Source organism: Romboutsia timonensis (genome assembly GCF_900106845.1).
Classification (GTDB): Bacteria; Bacillota; Clostridia; order Peptostreptococcales; family Peptostreptococcaceae; genus Romboutsia; species Romboutsia timonensis.
Genome location: NZ_LT629849.1, coordinates 274,443 through 293,718, shown reverse-complemented (window position 1 = coordinate 293,718; position 19,276 = coordinate 274,443). Strand labels below are relative to the sequence as shown.

General features: G+C 27.3%; 16 protein-coding genes. 3 read left to right on the top strand and 13 right to left on the bottom strand.

The annotated features are described in order from the left end of the window. Positions 1 to 143 precede the first annotated feature (143 nt). The 3 genes from BN7997_RS02525 to BN7997_RS02515 all read right to left on the bottom strand — a co-directional run bounded on the left by BN7997_RS02525 (position 144) and on the right by BN7997_RS02515 (position 4,069). Positions 144 to 1,652, bottom strand: coding sequence for a DUF1846 domain-containing protein (locus BN7997_RS02525; protein WP_071119310.1), 1,509 nt, complete (start codon positions 1,650 to 1,652; stop codon positions 144 to 146). 373 nt (positions 1,653 to 2,025) lie between these two features. Beyond that, on the bottom strand, positions 2,026 to 2,214 hold the full coding sequence (locus tag BN7997_RS02520) for a hypothetical protein (protein WP_071119309.1): 189 nt from the start codon (positions 2,212 to 2,214) through the stop codon (positions 2,026 to 2,028). Positions 2,215 to 2,407: 193 nt separating this feature from the next. Further along, positions 2,408 to 4,069 (bottom strand): ribonuclease J, encoded by a 1,662-nt coding sequence (locus BN7997_RS02515; protein ID WP_071119308.1) that lies wholly within the window; start codon positions 4,067 to 4,069, stop codon positions 2,408 to 2,410. A 229-nt stretch (positions 4,070 to 4,298) separates the two neighbouring features. Here BN7997_RS02515 and BN7997_RS02510 point away from each other — a divergent pair, with 229 nt between their 5' ends. After that, a complete protein-coding gene (locus BN7997_RS02510; RefSeq protein ID WP_071119307.1) occupies positions 4,299 to 4,796 on the top strand; it encodes a spore coat protein in 498 nt (165 codons plus the stop codon). A gap of 8 nt (positions 4,797 to 4,804) precedes the next feature. Beyond that, positions 4,805 to 6,123, top strand: a protein-coding gene (locus BN7997_RS15175; protein WP_242873376.1) for an IS3 family transposase whose coding sequence is annotated in 2 segments (ribosomal slippage) — positions 4,805 to 5,180 and positions 5,180 to 6,123 — 1,320 coding nt in all. Because the reading frame shifts where the segments join, the coding sequence is not laid out codon by codon here. A 136-nt stretch (positions 6,124 to 6,259) separates the two neighbouring features. Here BN7997_RS15175 and BN7997_RS02495 read toward each other — a convergent pair. From BN7997_RS02495 to BN7997_RS02485, 3 genes are all read right to left on the bottom strand, one after another. After that, entirely contained in the window at positions 6,260 to 6,481 is a 222-nt protein-coding gene (locus tag BN7997_RS02495) for a hypothetical protein (protein ID WP_071118921.1), read from the bottom strand. A gap of 89 nt (positions 6,482 to 6,570) precedes the next feature. Then, a complete protein-coding gene (locus BN7997_RS02490; protein ID WP_071119304.1) occupies positions 6,571 to 7,851 on the bottom strand; it encodes an IS91 family transposase in 1,281 nt (426 codons plus the stop codon). Positions 7,852 to 7,858: 7 nt separating this feature from the next. Next, positions 7,859 to 8,341 (bottom strand): BMP family ABC transporter substrate-binding protein, encoded by a 483-nt coding sequence (locus BN7997_RS02485; RefSeq protein WP_071119303.1) that lies wholly within the window; start codon positions 8,339 to 8,341, stop codon positions 7,859 to 7,861. Between the two features lie 297 nt (positions 8,342 to 8,638). Here BN7997_RS02485 and BN7997_RS02480 point away from each other — a divergent pair, with 297 nt between their 5' ends. Beyond that, on the top strand, positions 8,639 to 8,965 hold the full coding sequence (locus BN7997_RS02480) for a hypothetical protein (protein WP_071119302.1): 327 nt from the start codon (positions 8,639 to 8,641) through the stop codon (positions 8,963 to 8,965). Between the two features lie 267 nt (positions 8,966 to 9,232). Here BN7997_RS02480 and BN7997_RS02475 read toward each other — a convergent pair whose 3' ends face one another. The 7 genes from BN7997_RS02475 to glgA all read right to left on the bottom strand — a co-directional run bounded on the left by BN7997_RS02475 (position 9,233) and on the right by glgA (position 19,269). Further along, positions 9,233 to 10,099, bottom strand: a complete 867-nt coding sequence (locus BN7997_RS02475; RefSeq protein WP_071119301.1) for a hypothetical protein — start codon at positions 10,097 to 10,099, stop codon at positions 9,233 to 9,235. Between the two features lie 109 nt (positions 10,100 to 10,208). After that, positions 10,209 to 11,309: a YkvI family membrane protein gene (locus tag BN7997_RS02470; RefSeq protein WP_071119300.1), complete on the bottom strand. Its 1,101-nt coding sequence runs from the start codon at positions 11,307 to 11,309 to the stop codon at positions 10,209 to 10,211. A 153-nt stretch (positions 11,310 to 11,462) separates the two neighbouring features. Then, entirely contained in the window at positions 11,463 to 12,731 is a 1,269-nt protein-coding gene (locus tag BN7997_RS02465) for a dicarboxylate/amino acid:cation symporter (RefSeq protein ID WP_071119299.1), read from the bottom strand. A gap of 225 nt (positions 12,732 to 12,956) precedes the next feature. Beyond that, entirely contained in the window at positions 12,957 to 13,394 is a 438-nt protein-coding gene (locus tag BN7997_RS02460; protein WP_071119298.1) for a single-stranded DNA-binding protein, read from the bottom strand. Positions 13,395 to 13,522: 128 nt separating this feature from the next. Continuing rightward, positions 13,523 to 15,385, bottom strand: a complete 1,863-nt coding sequence (locus tag BN7997_RS02455) for a glycoside hydrolase family 13 protein (protein ID WP_071119297.1) — start codon at positions 15,383 to 15,385, stop codon at positions 13,523 to 13,525. A 1-nt stretch (position 15,386) separates the two neighbouring features. Continuing rightward, positions 15,387 to 17,762 (bottom strand): glycogen/starch/alpha-glucan phosphorylase, encoded by a 2,376-nt coding sequence (locus BN7997_RS02450; RefSeq protein WP_242873375.1) that lies wholly within the window; start codon positions 17,760 to 17,762, stop codon positions 15,387 to 15,389. Positions 17,763 to 17,817: 55 nt separating this feature from the next. Then, positions 17,818 to 19,269: a glycogen synthase GlgA gene (gene glgA, locus BN7997_RS02445; RefSeq protein WP_071119295.1), complete on the bottom strand. Its 1,452-nt coding sequence runs from the start codon at positions 19,267 to 19,269 to the stop codon at positions 17,818 to 17,820. Positions 19,270 to 19,276 lie beyond the last annotated feature (7 nt).

Here is a 19,276-nt window from a genome sequence, read left to right as displayed (position 1 = left end):
TAAAAACATTTAAAATAGATATTCCAAGGAACTAAGTTAATTAATTTCTTGATAACCGTATATTTATATTTATTTTTGATTATTATTTAATAAGAAAGACCATAATACCCCGTAGGTAATATGGTCTTATATTTTCTATTTTATTAATTAGCGTAATAAAGATTTTGTGATGGATATTCAGGATCACTTGTAACATCTATTCCAAGTTCTCTAAATGTTTGCTCATCATTCTTACTTAATATAGTAGTTGAGTGTGCTTGAGATCCTTTTAATAAAGGTAATTTGTCAAGTACAACTTGAGCTGTTGGATTTGTAACAGCACATATACTAAGCGCAGTCAATATTTCTTCACAACTTAACTCTGGATTTCTACTTCCTAATGTTTTAGTTTTTAAATTTACAATTGGTTCTAATATAGCTGGAGATATTAAGTGTAATTCATCATCTATATTAGCTAAAGTTTTTATAGCATTTAAAGTTGCTGCTGCAGTCGAGTTCATTAAATCAGACCCTTTACCTGTGATTATTCTTCCATCAGTTAATTCTATAGCTACTACTGGACATGCATCATTTTTGTCAGCAGTTTCTTTTAACTTATTGCTGTAATCTCTAGCTGGAATAACTACAGTTCTATCTTCAGGCTTTAAGTTAAGCTCTTCCATTATCATTTTTATTCTTTCATAAGCACCTTTATCAACTTGTCCTTTTTTATATTCACAAGCTGTTTTAAAGTATCTTCTTATTATTTCTTGTCTTGATGCTTCAGCTACAACTTCATCATCTATAATACCATATCCTACTCTATTAACACCCATATCAGTTGGTGATTGGTATATAGACTCTTTTCCAGTTATCTTTTCTATTATCTTTTTAAGAACTGGGAATAATTCTAAATCTCTATTGTAGTTAACTGCCATCTCTCCATATTTTTCAAGATGGAATGAATCTATCATATTTACATCTTTTAAATCAACTGTTGCAGCTTCATAAGCTATATTTAAAGGATGCTTTAAAGGTACGTTCCACACTGGGAATGTTTCAAATTTTGAATATCCAACAGCGTTACCTCTTTTATTCTCATGGTATAACTGGCTTAAACAAGTTCCTAATTTTCCACTATTTGGCCCTGGAGCCGTTACAACAACTATAGGCTTAGTAGTTTCTATATATGGATTTGCGCCATATCCTTCATCACTTACTATAGTATCAACATCTGTTGGGTAACCTTTAGTTGGAGCATGTTTGTATACCTTTATACCTCTACGTTCTAATTTATTTATAAAAACTGTTGTAGCAGGTTGTCCTTCGTATCTTGTTATTACAACGCTGTTTACATCTAATTCATAACTTCTTAGATCATCTATTAGCCTTAAAACTTCCATGTCATAAGTAATACCAAAATCGCCTCTTATCTTATTTCTTTCGATATCACCTGCATAAACACATATTACAACTTCTACCTTTTCTTTTATGTGTTGTAGAACTTTTATTTTTGCATTTTCATCGAATCCTGGTAAAACTCTCTTTGCATGTAAATCTCCAATTAGTTTACCACCAAACTCTAAGTAAAGCTTATCAAAGTTATTAACTCTTTCTAATATATACTTTGATTGCTCTTCTAGATATTTTTTATGATCGAATCCTATTTTCATACCTACACCTCACTAAATTATTTAATTTTGATAACCGTATATTTATATTTATTTATATTTATTTAGTGTAGTAATTTTATATCTTAGCTACACTTTAAGACTATATTATACATTTAAGTTGCTATTTTTTCAATATTAAATTATATTTATTTAAATACTTATTTAGTTTGTTAATTATGTATTTTTTATAAAAATTTTATATTATATAAATATATTTTTTTAAGAATTCTATATAAAATAAGAATATATAATAAATATTATCATTCTCAAATTATTTCAAAGTATATTTTCAATAAATTTAAAATAGAGGTAATATAGTAACTAATGATACTATATTACCTCTATTGTATTATTTCATTAAAAAATTAAGGTGTTAGCATCCATATCCATCAAATAAATCTCCAGATGCACAAACTATTAATAATAATATTAAAAATGGTATCCAAGCACATATATCTATATCTGCCCAAACATCTTGAAATGCTAAGAATAAGAAGAATAATACTATTATCCACCAAGCTCCACCAAAGAATCCACATTCACCAAAAAATCTGTCTAACATCTTGCTTCCCCCTGTTGTAATTAGTTTATAGAGTTTTTTTACTCTTAATCTATACTATGAGGGCTTATTCAATTTTGCCATTATTTTATTTAGGTTTATTTCGATACTAATCTACAGATTTAAATAAAGTTATCATTTAAGCTTTCTTTAGTTATTTAACCTTTTTCTACCTTACCCTTACTAATATCTTTTCTTAAACCTCCATGATTATAGGAAATACACTTGGTCTTCTTTTTGTTTTATGATAAAGTAGTTGCTCTACAGACTTTCTCACACCACTTTTTAATACTTGCCATTCTATTATATTGTTCTCTAAGCAAATTTCTATTTCTTCTTTTGCTACGTCTTTTATCTTCTTTATAAGACCTTCAGATTCTCTTGCATATATAAAACCTCTTGTTATAATATCTGGTCCTGATACTATACTGTATGTTTCCTTATTTATAGCAACAACTATTGTAACCATACCATCTCTAGCTAAGTCTCTTCTATCTCTTAAAACTATATTACCCACATCTCCAACACCTATTCCATCTACAAATACAACGCCTGTATGTACTTTTTCAGTCGCTATAGCTTTATCTTGAGAAATTTCTAAAACTTGACCAGTTTCTAATGTAAATACATTTGATTTATCCATTCCTAATTTTAAAGCTAAATCACTATGATGTTTTAGATGTCTATACTCGCCATGTACAGGCATAAAATATTTAGGTTTTACTAATGTATGAATTAATTTCAATTCTTCTTTATATGCATGTCCTGATACATGTATATCTTCTAAATCTTCATATATTACTTCTACACCTTTTCTATATAGTTGATTTATTACTCTAGATACTAACTTGTCATTTCCTGGTATAGGTGATGCAGATATTATAAATAAATCATCTTGTTCTATAGATATATGTCTATGTGATCCATAAGCAATTCTAGACAATCCTGCCATAGGCTCTCCCTGACTACCAGTAGTTATTATTGTAATCTTATCACTTGGATATCTATTTAAATCTTCAATGCCTACAATACTTTCTTTCGGTATATGCAAATACCCAAGATCCATAGCAACATTTGATATATTTTCCATACTTCTTCCGCTAAAAACTATTTTTCTATTATACATCATAGATGCATCTGCTATTTGTTGCATTCTATGTATATTTGACGCAAATGTAGCTACAATAACTCTACCATTTGCATTAGATATTATTCTATTTAAAGTTTCCCCTATAATTTTTTCAGATAAAGAATGCCCTGCTCTTTCTACATTAGTACTATCTGCCATTAAAAGTAAAATACCTTCTTGTCCAAGTTGAGCTATTCTATTTAAATCCATAACTTTTCCATCTATAGGAGTATAGTCTATTTTAAAATCGCCTGTGTGTAAAATTATGCCTATAGGGGTATGTATAGCTAAAGCACATGATTCTGCTATACTATGAGTTACTCTTATAAATTCTATAATTAGTTTATTTAATTTAATTGATTCCCCTGGGCTTATAGGAATTAAATTAGTTTTAGATAACATATCATGTTCTTTTAATTTGCTTTCAACTAAGCCTATTGTAAGTTTAGTCCCATATACAGGCATATTTATTTGTTTTAATATATAAGGAATAGCTCCTATATGATCTTCATGACCATGAGTCAAAAATAAACCTTTTACTTTATCTTTATTATCAAGTAAATATTTTATATCTGGTATCACCAAGTCTATACCATACATATCTTCATCTGGAAAAGATATTCCACAGTCAATTACTATTATTTCATCTTCATATTCTATAGCAGTTATATTCTTACCTATTTCTCCAAGTCCTCCTAATGGTATTATCCTTAAACTTTCTTTTCTCATATTCTCTACCTCGCACTCTATTATCTATATTAATTTTATATATTAAAATTAAATTCTTTTATCATCGTTCAATATATTTATCTAAAATTTTCATTACCTTATATTTTAGTGTTTCCTCAATGTTATATATTAATTCTTATTTTTATTTATATATTAAAGCAAACAAGTAAACTAAAAATTTAAGAATATTATTTTATCTTTTACAGAAACTACTACTGGAGGTGTTTTTATGGTTAATTTAAGTACAAAAGAAAGAATGTTATTAGAAGATGAAAAATCACATGAGCAACTATGCGTTGATAAGTACAATGAGTATTCAAATAAAGCACATTGTCCAGAACTAAAAAACTTATTTTCTCAACTTGCTCAAAAAGAACAACAACATCTAGACTCTATCAATCAATTGCTAAATGGAATAGTTCCAAATATAAATCAACAACCAGGAGGCCAACAAAATAATTCTAATCAACAGTTAGTAAATCAACAATTTATAAATCAATCTCATATAAATTTTGGAACTAACACTTATAACGAACATGATAAGATGCTTTGCAATGATTCACTATCTACTGAAAAATTTATATCTTCTACATATAATACAGCTATATTTGAATTTAGAGATAAAAATGTAAGACAAGTATTGAATCATATACAAAAAGAAGAACAAGAGCATGGAGAAAAAATTTATAATTACATGGCTAGTCATGGTATGTATCAAGTTCAATAATATAAAATATTCATATAAAAGGTCTTTATTTAAATATATTNCAAAACAAATACATTAAGAAAGTAAGTTCGAAAGGTATTACCTATACCGATGAATTTAAAAAAATATTTATAAATGAAAGTATCAATGGTAAACTTCCTAGAATAATATTTGAAGAGTGTGGCTTCAATATCGATATTATAGGCATGCAAAGGATTAAATCTTCTGCTAGCAGATGGCGTACGGCCTTTAAAAATGGCGGAGCTATAAAACTTACAGATACTCGCAAATACAATACTGGAAGACCTATTGAGAAAGATCTTTCAATAGAAGAAAAATACAAAAAACTAGAAGCTAAAATGAAGTTACTTCAAGCTGAAAATGAATTACTAAAAAAGTTAGATATGATAGAAAGGAGAGTGTTAAAGAAGAAGTAAGTTTATTTTCTTGTGAAAAATATGAGATTATTAAGTCTACAATAAAAAAATATAAACTTAAAAATATGATAAGTTATTTATGTAAAGTTGCAGGTGTATCACGTTCTGGGTATTATAAATACTTCTCATCAGAAAGCAAGGATTTAAGAAAATCAAGAGAAGATAAAGATATTTTATCAAAAGAAAATGTATTAAAAGCTTTTAACTTTAAAGGACGTAAAAAAGGTGCAAGACAAATAAAAATGGTTTTAAAAGATAGATTTAATATAATATATAATTTAAAGCGTATTAGGAGAATAATGAAAAAATATGGAATAGTTTGCCCGTATAGAAAAGCGAATCCTTACAGACGTATGATGAAAGCAAGTAAAGAGCATACTATTGTTTCTAATTTCATAAACAGAGAATTTAAGCAAGATATACCATATAAAGTGCTATTAACAGATATTACATATTTAAGTTATAAAAATGGAAAAAAAGCATACTTGTCTACAATAAAAGACTCCTCTACAAATGAAATATTAGCTCATTATGTCTCAGATAACCTACGGTTAGATATTGTTTTAAATACACTAGAAAAACTTAAGTCAAATGTGAATTTAAAACTCCATAGCGAAGCTATTTTACACTCAGATCAAGGTGTTCATTACACGAGTCCTAAATTTCAAAAGCAAGTACAGCAATTAGGTTTAAAACAATCTATGTCAAGGAGAGGCAATTGCTGGGACAATGCTCCACAAGAATCATTCTTTGGGCATTTTAAAGATGAAGTTATTCTTAGCAAATGTAGTACATTAGAAGAAGTGATAAAAGAAATAGATGATTATATGGATTACTATAATAATTATAGATATCAATGGAATTTAAGCAAGATGACTCCTGTTCAGTACAGAAATCATCTTGTTTCTTAGAAATACCTTTTTTTAAATTGTCCTTGACAAAGGGTACACTTTATTTAGATAAAGACCTTTTATATAATGATTTTTATAAATGTACTTGGCTTTCATTATAAAAAATGACCTATAAATAGGTCACCTCAACTGACACCTAACGGTCGTCAGTTTTTTTGTATTCAAATTTTGCTCTGCAATTAGGACATACTAGTTCTGGCATAGGCTCATCTTCTAGCGGATCTATCGCTCCAAATATTATATCCATTCTAAATTCTTCAATAAGAAATTCTGGCACTCCTTTTTCAAATCCACATGACTTACAGTGGTAATTATATAATTTTTGACCAATACTCATCTCTTCTAATTCTTTTAACATAGTCATACTCCTAAAAATTTTATTTTTTATATTATACCTTATTTTGAGTACGACAAAATAAGGTTACTCATATTTCCAAAATAACCCTTTTAAAATAAGCATATTCGTTCACTTTTATTGGTATCTACTATTCTTATTGGCTTAAATTCATCTATTTCATTAATAATATTTTTATAATTTGATTTATTCAATACATTATATATCAAACCATATTTACGATACCAAATTTCCCATAACATCATTTCATTACCACAACTAGTACATATAAATGGATTTACTCCAAAAGTTTCTATCAATCTTTCTTTAAAACTTCTCTTCTTATTTTTCTGTTTCTGAATTAATTCAAATATATTTCTTTGTTTCATAAAGTTATATAGTTTTACAATCTCAATACTAAGTTTATTTTTCCTTCTTGAATACAATCCATATCTTCTTACAACTCTAAACCCCTTCGGGTGTATATGATTTACTAATTTACCTATAAAATCTAATGCATCCATCCTAACTGTTATTTTTTCTCTAGGATTTTTATTTTCATACCAAAATGTTACGCATTTTCCATCATACTCACTTATTCTATATTCAGCGATAGCTGGCCTCGAAAGATATCTACCTATATATTTTGCTGCTTCCTTTATTTTCGTTAAATCTCTTTGTGCATTCACATAAAATCCATTATTATATTTTTTATATAATCTGTTTATTATTTTTTGTGTTTCTCTATCCTTAAAGTTAGTTTTTATTATATCTAACACTAGTTTTTGCCATGATTTTCTGAGATATTGATATGGTATATGTAATAACTTTTTAAACCATTTATTATTTTTATCTATTCCACCTTCTGTAAATAATGCATGTATATGAGGATTCCATTTTAAATCTGATCCAAATGTATGAACTACAGCAATTAATCCTACTTCGTGATTTCCTTTAACCTTCTTTTTATAATAATGAGATACAACTCCATATGCTGCATCTTGCAATTCTTTTAAAAGCTCACGCTTTTTATAGAAATAATTTCTTAATTCTTCTGGTATTGTAAATACTGCATGTCTATGCTTTACATTTAACATATTCTCTGCTTGCTTTTCAGACCATTTAATTGAATACATTCTCCCACACTTAGTACAGAATTTACTTTTACATGAAAATCCATGAATATATTCTTCATAACAGTTCAAACATTTATGTTTTATATATCCATGCTCTATATTTCCACAATTCAATGCTTTTTCTATTACATTAATTATATGCTGACGCATTTCTTTACTTTTTATTCTTGATAACTTATCTTCTTTAAATTTTTCAAAATGATTTTTTAAAATTATATTTATAATTTTACTTTTTTTATATCTTCTACACTTATTCATATCACTATTATACAGAAGTTTTCCACAGGTTTAAATGTAATATAATGTCCTTGTAAGTAAATAATATAGACTTTACATTTTTTATATCACTTGGTAACTCTTCATCTACAATAACAAACTTTTGATCTGGGTATAATCCTGCTCCTTCTTCTATAGCTGGAGCTAACTTCGCACCAACACCTAATATTAAATCTACACCTTCATCTACAAATGTTTCTATATTAGCTGCATAGTCTGAATCTTGTTTTGATTCTAAATATGTAACTTCTACTCCCAATTCTTCTTTAGATTTTTGAAGACCTTCCCACGCACTTTGATTAAAGCTTTGATCATTTACACCTGCTACATCGGTTATCATTCCTATTTTTAATGTACCTTTTTCATTGCTTACATTTCCACCATTACCTTTATTTTTGCCTGAACACCCTACTAATAGTGATGTAGATAATACTACTGATGTTGCTAGTGATACTATTTTTTTTAATTTCATGTATTAACCTCCATCTATAATAATTCTTTTATAAAGTAATTATTAAATAAAATTAAACTTTATTTTTAGAGCTATTATGTTTTATCATATTAAATAATTTATATTTTGTATAATTTCTAGTTGATAAAATTTTTATAGTATGTACTAATTCTTCCTAAATAATTTAACCTGCTTACATAATAAATATTCATGTATTATATTTTCTTACAATATACATAAATATTTCGGTTATATTTTCTAAACTACTTATCATAAACTTTAATGTACAAATATTATTAATATAAAGGTTGGTGCTATATGGATAAAATAATTAATTCTCCATACAACATTAATGCTGTTGCAAGAGTAGATTCTGATAACATAGTTCATAATCATATCTATCATTATTGTCCTATAGGAAGGGTTGATGACAATAATTTTATTTATGATAACAATAATAATGTAGTGGGTAGAGTTGATGATGATGGTATAGTTCATAATCATTCTATAAACAATAGTCCTATTGGAAAAGTTTTAGAAAATGGTTTTGTAATTAAAGAAAATGCTTTAGTTGGTAGAGTTGATGGTGATAATTTATTATTAGCCGGTGCTGCTTATCTTTTATTAATTCAAGGTAATAGATAAAAAAGAGCCTTAGGGCTCTTTTTTGTTGCAACATACTTTAGATTTATATACTATTGTTATTTATAACTTATATTTATTTATAGTATAACTCGTTATGCTAGTTAATTATAATTATTGAAAGTGCTAGAGTCCAACAAACTATCTTTTGATAGTTATAATTTTTATATAGTAATTTCAATATTCTTAGTAAGATAACTAGAACATCAGATTATTTACTAATAGTAAAAATTAAACAGATGATAATTATCATCTGTTCATCTGCTTTGTTTATCTTACAAATTGCTTTATAAAGTCTATCATCATAGGCTTAAATATACCACTGTAATCTACTATTTGAGCTATTTGATTATTATTTGATGTTTGACTATTATAGTTTGCGATTTTAAATGTAAGATATCCATTTTCTTCATTTATTATATATCCTATATCTCTTGTATTAGATATTTCAACATCTCCCATATCTATATCTAAATCTTTTATAATTTCATTATTTGCACATAATATACCTTGTGAATAGCTATTTATATCTGTACCAAACACAACAAATTTAGTATTAGTTTTTCCATCTGCTTTTATATACAATCTAGGTGTAAGTTCACTTTGCTTCATATCTATAGCTATTAAATTTTTATTTATAGCCTCATCTAAATTTTCACTTACAGTACTTATAAATTTATCCATATCAAACTTATCATTTTCTATTTTTAGTATATTTAAATTTTCTAAGTTTTCTTTAGGTATATAACTTACTACATTTTCAAATACATGATATATATCTTTTATTTCATATCCTTTTTTTATATAATTTTCTTTTACTTCATATTCTTCATCAAATTCAGCTAATAGCTTATGTAGTTCTTCCTTAGTTTCTGCATTTTTTATACTAGTTACAAATGGTATTACTTTGCTTGGCTTCATTAAAAAAGTTTCTAAAGGTTTTATTGTTTCATTTGCTTCCTTCACATCATTTTCTTCAAATGCTGCATCTATACCATCTTCTAAAAAAGCTACCTCAACTTCCATTTCATAATCATCTAAATCTATTACGTTAGTTCCAGCTGGGTACATCACTATTAATTTACTTTTATCGTAGACATATCCAAATGCATAATCTATCTCTAGTTGTTTTTTCATATGTAATCTCCTTAACTTAAATTCTCTAAATATATTAACATAGTTAGATTATATTTTATAGTATACCCATCTACTTTTCTAAAATATATATTAAATAGATTTACTCATATTATCTACTTGCATAAAATACTTTTATAACTCCCTGTACAGAGTTTATTATATTTCTAATAAAAATTGAAACAATTATAATTACTCCAAATAATCCTGACATAGGGTATATTATATTAACAAGCATTGAAAATGGTAACCTTGATCCTATAAATCCTATAACCGTACAAAATAAAGCAATAAGTGTGAACTTAGTTGTTTTTTCTTGTGAAAAACTATCACATACACTCCAAAGTAAAGGAACTGCAGTTGTATATATTCCTGCAATAAGCATAAAAGAGAACATTATTCCTACTATAGGACCTATATTTTTAGCCATATATAATGTAGGTATTTCTGTTATATATGTATTTTGTATATCAGACATTATCCCCATATTTAAAGTCATAGCTGCAATCATAAATACTATTCCGCCTAAAATTCCTCCCCATATACAATTTGTTTTATTAGTTGCAGTTGCTCCAACCCCTACCAAAAATGGCGTAGCAATTACTAAATTTAACCCACTATAGATAATTGCTGTCATCCACCAATTATCTACTGCTTTCGTTAAATTTAACGTTCCTATTATTTCATTAGCCATACAAAATGAGTCTATATTTCTAGATATAGTCACAATTCCAACTCCTATGGATATTACTGCTATTATTGGTCCTATATTTCCTAATATGCTTATTACTTTATTTATTCCTAGAAGAACTGAGCATAATGTTATTATAGCTAAAATCAATGATCCAAGATTTTTACTTATTCCGTAGTATTGATTTATAGATGCTCCAGCTCCAGACAACATAATTACAAAGCTACAAAAGAAAAATATTGGCATAAATCTTTTAAATAGATATCCTATATGCTTTCCACATAAATATTCAAATATATCATTACTAGACTTCAAGTTTTTCTGATTTCCTATTTCAAGTAAACTTGCACCACAATAAGCCATTATACCCATACATATAGTATTAGATAGTATACTTATCATTCCATGAGCTGAAAAAAATTGCATGATTTCTTGCCCTGTAGCAAATCCCGATCCTATACATACTGAAATATATGTGCCTGCTAGTGTTAAAATTTCTTTAATATTAACTTTGTTTTTCATACTATATCCTCCCAAGTATAACCCTTCTTCTAAATATATATGCTTGTTCGGTATATTAATACTAAAATCTTCACTTATTCCAAAATAAATATAATTCGTTATTTTTTACAAATAAAATGGAAGGTATATAAAAAGCATATACCTTCCATTTTATTAAGCTTCTTCTTTTATTTTATTTTTGTTATATTCATCTAAATTTAAGTCTTTTTCACTATTTGCAATTATTAATGTAACTATATTATCTCCCATTACATTTACAGTTGTTCTAAACATATCTATAATTCTTTCAACTCCCATAATTAAACCAATTCCTTCTAGAGGAAGTCCTACAGATGTAAGCACCATAGATAACATTATCATACCTACTCCTGGAACTCCTGCAGTTCCGATAGATGCTAATGTAGCAGTAAGAACTATTGTTATCATAGAGTTTACTCCAAGTTCTATACCATATATCTGAGCTATAAATAATGCTGCAACACCTTGCATTATAGCTGTTCCGTCCATATTGATAGTAGCTCCCATTGGAATTGTAAATGATCTTGTAGTTTTTCCTACTCCTAACTCTTCCATTATTTCTAAACTAACTGGAACTGATGCATTACTAGAGGCTGTTGAGAATGTTACTGCAGCAACTTGTGCAAATTTACTTAAAAAAGGCTTAATGCTTAGTTTAGTAAATATTTTAAATAATCCACCATAAACTATAGTTATATGTATAATCATTCCTAATAATACTATTAATATATACTTTAGAAGTGCTATTATCGCTTCACTTCCAACTGTAGCAAATGTATTAGCCACTAATGCAAATACACCATAAGGAGCAAATAACATTATTAAATTTACCATTTTCATACATACTTCATTTGCACTTTCAAATATAACTTTTATCGGTTCTGCCTTCTTTCCAACTATATTTAAAGCAACTCCTGTTAATAGTGCAAAGAATATTACTTGTAACATTTCACCATTCGCTAAAGATTGTATTGGATTAGTAGGTATTATATTTAATATTATATCTACTAATGATTTTGATTCTCCAATTGTAACTTCCCCTGACATCATATTGCTCATATCTAAACCTACACCTGGCTTAAATACTATTCCTAAAAATAATGCTGTAATTATTGCAATTGCCGTTGTTGATAAATAAAACAACATTGTTTTTCCGCCAATTCTTCCTAGCTTTTTTACATCACCCATCGATGCAGTTCCACAAATTAACGAAACAAACACTAATGGAACCACCATCATTTTTATAGCAGCTGTAAATCCATTACCTAGTACTTTTAAAACTCCACCTAAAATAACAGTATCTTTTATATAGTTTGATGGCATCTGTTTTAAAAATAATCCAAATATAAATCCTAAAAATAAACCTAATAAAATTTTACCTGTTAATGTATTTTTCTTCTTCATCATAATTCCCCCACATACGAACTTTTTTTTATCTATTAATTATATTATATACTATTATTTTTGCATTGTACATAAAAAAATAAACTACCGATGCATCAATAGTTTATTTTTATTTACTTTATTAAGTAATATTGCTTTTCAGCTTAATTTTATTAATATTTATATGATTATACATTTTTATTTAATTCGTTTTATTTAAAATTCGTTAATATATATTTTCCCTCTCTAAAAAGGTAATTTTTCAATAGATAATTCTCTTTCTTCATTGACTTGATCAAATAAAGATTTTGAATCATGATACCTTACTTCAGACTCTTGTACTGCTGCAATATCAATATTTTTGTTTCTAGAATCTAAAAATCTAAATGAATTAGCTCTAACTCTCGTTATATATCTATTTTCTCCATTTTCATTTTTATACCTATCAGCTATTATTTTACCTTCTATACCTACCATTTTGCCCTTTGCCATATAGGTACAAAAAATTTCAGCTTGCCTTCCCCAAATTTCTATATTAATAAAATCAACCTTACTTTCACCTTGTGAGTTTTTATATCCTCTATCTACAGCTAAGGAAAAATTAGTTAGTGCATTATTCTTTTCACCTACATATCTTAACTCTGGATCTTTAGTTAATCTGCCTACTAAAACTACATTATTCATATAATACCACCTTTTAATATGTATTTATTTTATACTTTCAGTAGGATTATAAACAAAGATTTATGCGTTTATACAAATAAAAAGACAGCTATTTTTAATCAAAAATAACTGTCTCTTTATTGATATATCTATACTTCAATATGATTTATTACATTAAATATATTAAAAGATTTCGGACTTATTTGTAAATTGAATTCTTCTTCTTCCTTAGATATAAATTCTAAATATTTCTTAGAGCTATATTTAATATCTACTATTTCTAATGTATTCTCTTTTATATTTATTGATATATTTTTATTTTCTAAGCTTCTATTAATTAATATTAATATTTTTTCACACTTATCATTAAATCTAATATATCCAAACACATCATCATCATTTGTGTCTATAAATTCAGTATCTCCATTAGTTAATACACTATATTTTTTTCTTGTATTTATCGCTTCCTTGTAAAACTCTATCATATCCTCATCTTCATTCTTCCAAGGATATGTCTTTCTATTGTCAGGATCTGTTCCTCCACAAAGACCAGCTTCGTCACCATAGTAAATATATGGAACACCTTCAAAAGTCATTTGAGTAGCTACTGCTAATTTTACCATAGCTTCATCATAATGTAATTCTGTCTTTATTCTAGCTACATCATGTGAGCTAATTAAATTTAAATTAGCCTTAAATGATTCTTTAGGATAATTTTCTTTTATAGTCATAAACTTATTATTTAGTTCCTTAGAAGTTATATTTCCTTTTAAAAATGAAACTATATTGTCTCTAAATGGATATCCCATAACTGAATCTAATTGATTTCCAACAAGATAATTTCGTCTTTCATTATAAGTTATCTTATTAGATGCATCTTCCCACACTTCACCTACTAATACAGATTCAGCATCATTTTTTTTAAGCTCTTTTCTAATTTCTTTTATAAATTCAGTCGGTAATTCATCTGCTACATCTAATCTCCAACCTTTAATTCCCATATCAGTCCATTTATTTATAACGCTATCTTCATCATATATAATATAGTCCATATAACTCTTATTAAGTTCATTAACATTAGGTAAATCCTTAACGCCCCACCAACATTTATAATCATCTGGGAAGTCATTAAAAGTATACCATGAACTGTATTTAGAGTCCTTTGATTGATATGCACCTACTTCATCATAATTCCCAAATTTATTAAAGTATTTGCTATCTGCTCCAGTATGACTAAATACACCATCTAGTATTATATTTATTCCTTTTTTATTAGCTTTCTCTATTAGCTCTTTTAATATTTCTTCATCTCCAAACATTGGATCTATTTTCTTATAATCACCAGTGTTATACTTGTGATTACTTGAAGACTCAAATATTGGACTTAAGTATATTATGCTAACACCTATTTTACTTAGATAAGGAAGCTTATCTATTATCCCTTTGAGATTTCCTCCATGGAAATCCCATCTTATTACATCACCATTTTTATCTTTTATATACATGGGCTCATCAGACCAATTTGCATATATAAAACTATTTTTTTTTGGATTACTAGGCTTTTTATTTCTATTTCCGTTGTTAAATCTATCAACGAATATATTATACATTACGCCTTCTTTGTACCATGATGGAATTTGAAAATCTTCATGAACTGTTATTTGATATTTATTTAAATTCTCATAAGAATACTCACATGTACTTCCATCATTAAGACTCTTTCCATAAAATAATTTTCTGTAATTTCCATCTATATTTATATCTACTTCAAAATAATAAAAATATAATCCAGTTTCATTAAATCCATTAAATTCACCTCGATAATATTTTTTACTTTCTCTTATTAAATCTACTTCTCCAACTATTTTATCCTCTTTTAAAATAACCCATTTTAGATTTAATAAATCATATCCTTCATTAACCTGTACAGATATCCTCACTCCTTGGTTTATTTTTATGGCTCCAAAAGGAGCCTTATTTTCCCAAGAATTATAGCTTATTATATTACTCATTTTATTCACACCCTTTAAACCAAATGTCCTCTGCATATTCAGCTATAGTTCTATCACTTGAGAATACCCCTGAGTTTGCTATATTTATTAAGGCCATTTCATTCCATTTTTCTTTGTTTTTGTAAAGTCTATCTATTTTTTCTTGTGCTTCTATATAATTTTCCATATCTCTAAGAACAAAATACTCATCATTATATGTTATTAATGAATCGTATATTTGTCGTCCTTCTTTTTCCATATTTGGTATAAACCCATTTACTAAATCATCTACAACTCGTTTTATAACTCTATTAGAATTGTATAAATCTAAAGCTGAGTATCCTCCAAATTTATTGTAATTTAATACTTCATTTGCACTTAATCCAAATATAACTATATTATCTTCACCTACTTGGTCAAATATTTCTATATTTGCACCATCTAGTGTAGCTAAAGTGATAGCTCCATTCATCATAAGTTTCATATTTCCTGTTCCTGATGCTTCCTTAGTTGTTGTTGATATTTGCTCACTTACATCAGCTGCAGGTATTATAAGTTCTGCTTTTGATACATCATAATTTTCTATAAATACTACTTTTATTTTATTGTCTATTCGTGGATCATTGTTGATTTTTTCTGCTAAAGAATTTATGAATTTTATTATACATTTTGCTAAGTAATATCCAGGCGCTGCTTTAGCCCCAAATATAAATGTCCTTGGTTCCATATCAAAGTTAGGATTCTCTAACAATTCATGGTATAAATGTAATATATGAAGTGCATTTAATAATTGTCTTTTATATGCATGTAATCTTTTTATTTGTACATCAAATATCGAGTTTGGATTAACATCTATATCATATTTTTCTTTTATAAATTTAGCTAATCTCTCTTTATTATTATATTTGATTTGACCTATTTTCTCTAATACAGCCTTATCATTTCTATGTGCTTCTAGTTCTTTAAGCTTTCTTGTATCTGTTTTCCAATCTTCAGATATTAATCCTGTAATAAGATCACTAAGTTCAGTATTAGAGCTTATTAACCATCTTCTATGAGCTATACCATTAGTTTTATTATTAAACTTTTCTGGTTCATGATCATAAAAGTCTTTTAATACCTCTTTTTTAAGTAACTCTGTGTGAAGCTTTGCAACACCATTTACACTATGACTACCTACTATAGATAAATTAGCCATTTTTATATCATTATTATCTATTATACTCATTCTATATATTTTGTCATGATCATATTTACTTTCTTCTAATTCATTCATATATCGTCTATCAATTTCTTCTATAATCATATAAATTCTTGGAAGTAATGTTTTTAGCATTTCTTTTGGCCATCTTTCCATAGCTTCTGTCATTATAGTATGATTTGTATAAGATACGGTATTTATAGTTATATTCCAAGCTTCATCCCATGATAACCCTTCCTCATCTAATAGTATTCTCATTAATTCAGGAATACAAAGAGTAGGATGAGTGTCATTTATGTGTATAGCCACTTTTTCATTTAATTTTTTTATATCTAGTTTATTTTTCTTATACTTTCTTATTATATCTTGTATACCTGCACTTACGAAAAAGTACTCTTGCTTTAATCTTAATAGCCTACCTGCATAGTTAGAATCATTTGGATATAAAACTTGTGAAATTTCTTCTGCATAGTATTTATATTTTAATGCATCCTCATAACTTCCATATGAGTTTTTAGCATGTATTGTTAATGGGCCAAAATCTCTACTTAAAACTTCACTCTTAAATAGTCTAAGCGTATTTATAGAATTATTTCTATATCCTATTATAGGTATATCATAAGGCATAGCCATTACTGGTATATAATCAGTATGATTAACTTCTAACCTTCCATTCTTATCTACTAAATTTACATTGCCTTCAAACTTAACTACTATAGCTTTATTGGGTCTTACAGTTTCCCAAACATATCCACCTTGAGTTAACCAGTTATCAGGTACTTCAACCTGATAACCGTTTATAAATTTTTGTTCAAATAGACCATACTTATATCTAATTCCATATCCATGACCACTTATATCTAATGATGCCATAGAATCTAAAAAACAAGCTGCCAATCTACCTAATCCACCATTTCCTAACGCAGGGTCTGACTCAGCATTTATTAAATTATCTAAATCTATATTAAGTTCCTTCAAACCTGTTCTTACTACATCTTCTATCCCTAAATTTAGTAGATTAGATTTTAATTGTCTACCTAATAAAAACTCTATACTAAAATAATATACTTCTTTTTGAGAATCTAGTTTATTGTCTACCCATTTTTTAGATATTATATCTTTTATAACACTGCATAAAACATTTAATAATTGCTCATCTGTAGCATCTTTTATAGATTGAGCATACAAACTATACATTTTGGTTTCAAAGCTTTGTTTAAATTTATTTTTATTTAATTTAACCAATACCCAATCACCCCTTTTGGTTAACTATTTCCTCATAAACTTTTATATATTCTGTAGCTGATTTTTTCCAACTACTATCTGTATTCATTGCATTATTAACTAATTCCATCCAGCGATCTTTATCATTGTATACTTTTACAGCTCTTCTAATGCAATGAAGCATTTCATGTGCATTATAATTTTTAAAGCTAAATCCATTACCTTCCCCTGTATACTTATTATATGGTATAACTGTATCTTTAAGTCCACCAGTTTCTCTTACGATTGGAAGAGTTCCATATCTCATAGCCAACATTTGACCTATTCCACAAGGTTCAAACAATGATGGCATTAAGAACATATCACTTCCTGCATATATTTGTTGTGCAAAAGCACTATCAAAAGTTATTCTTGCAGAAACTTTATTTGGGAAGTGAGAGTCATAGTAATTAAACATTGATTGATATTGATGTTCTCCTGTTCCTAAAATAACTACTTGTAAATTTTCTCTTATTATTTCAGGCATCATATATGATATTAAATCAAAGCCTTTTTGTGACACTAATCTTGATACAATTCCTATTAGTGGTATATCTGGATTAACATCTAATCCTAAAACTTCTTGTAATTTAAGTTTATTTTCTATTTTTTTGTCTATACTATTTATATCATAGTTAACAAATATATCCCCATCTGTTAATGGATTATTTAAATCATAATCTATTCCATTTAAAATACCTTTTAATTTATGGGATTTAGATTTAAGAAGACCATCTAGTCCTTCTCCATAAAATTCTGTTTGTATTTCATTTGAGTAAGTTGGACTAACTGCTATTACTTTATCACTAAATACAATTCCAGACTTCATAAAACTTACGCCACCATAGTATTCGATATCTCCATTATTATAATAAGCTCTTGGTATGTCTAATACATCCTCTATTATAGAGTCGCTAAATACTCCTTGATATTGTAGGTTATGAATTGTATAAACAGTTTTTATATTTTTATATTTTTTTGAATGGCTATATTTCTCCTTTAATATCAATGGGATCATACCAGTATGCCAGTCATTTAAATGAACTATATCTGGATAGAAGTTTAATATAGACATAGCTTCAAGAACTGCATTACTAAAGAATGTATATCTTTCTGCATCATCTCCATATCCATATAGATATGCTATTTCTCCCTCCCTTTTAAAATAGTACTCATTATCTATAAAATAAAATTTAACTCCATTTAGATCCATTTCTAAAAGACCACAATACTGTTTTCTCCAACCAACATCTACACTAAATACTGCAACTTCTTTTAGTTGCTCTTTTAAGTAATTTGGCATAGTTGAATACTTTGGTAGTATTACTCTAACATCTATACCTTCTTTTTTTAATGACTTAGGCAATGCATAAGATACATCGCCTAATCCCCCAGTTTTTGCAAATGGCCAGCATTCTGCAGTAGCATAAAGAACCTTCACTAATATA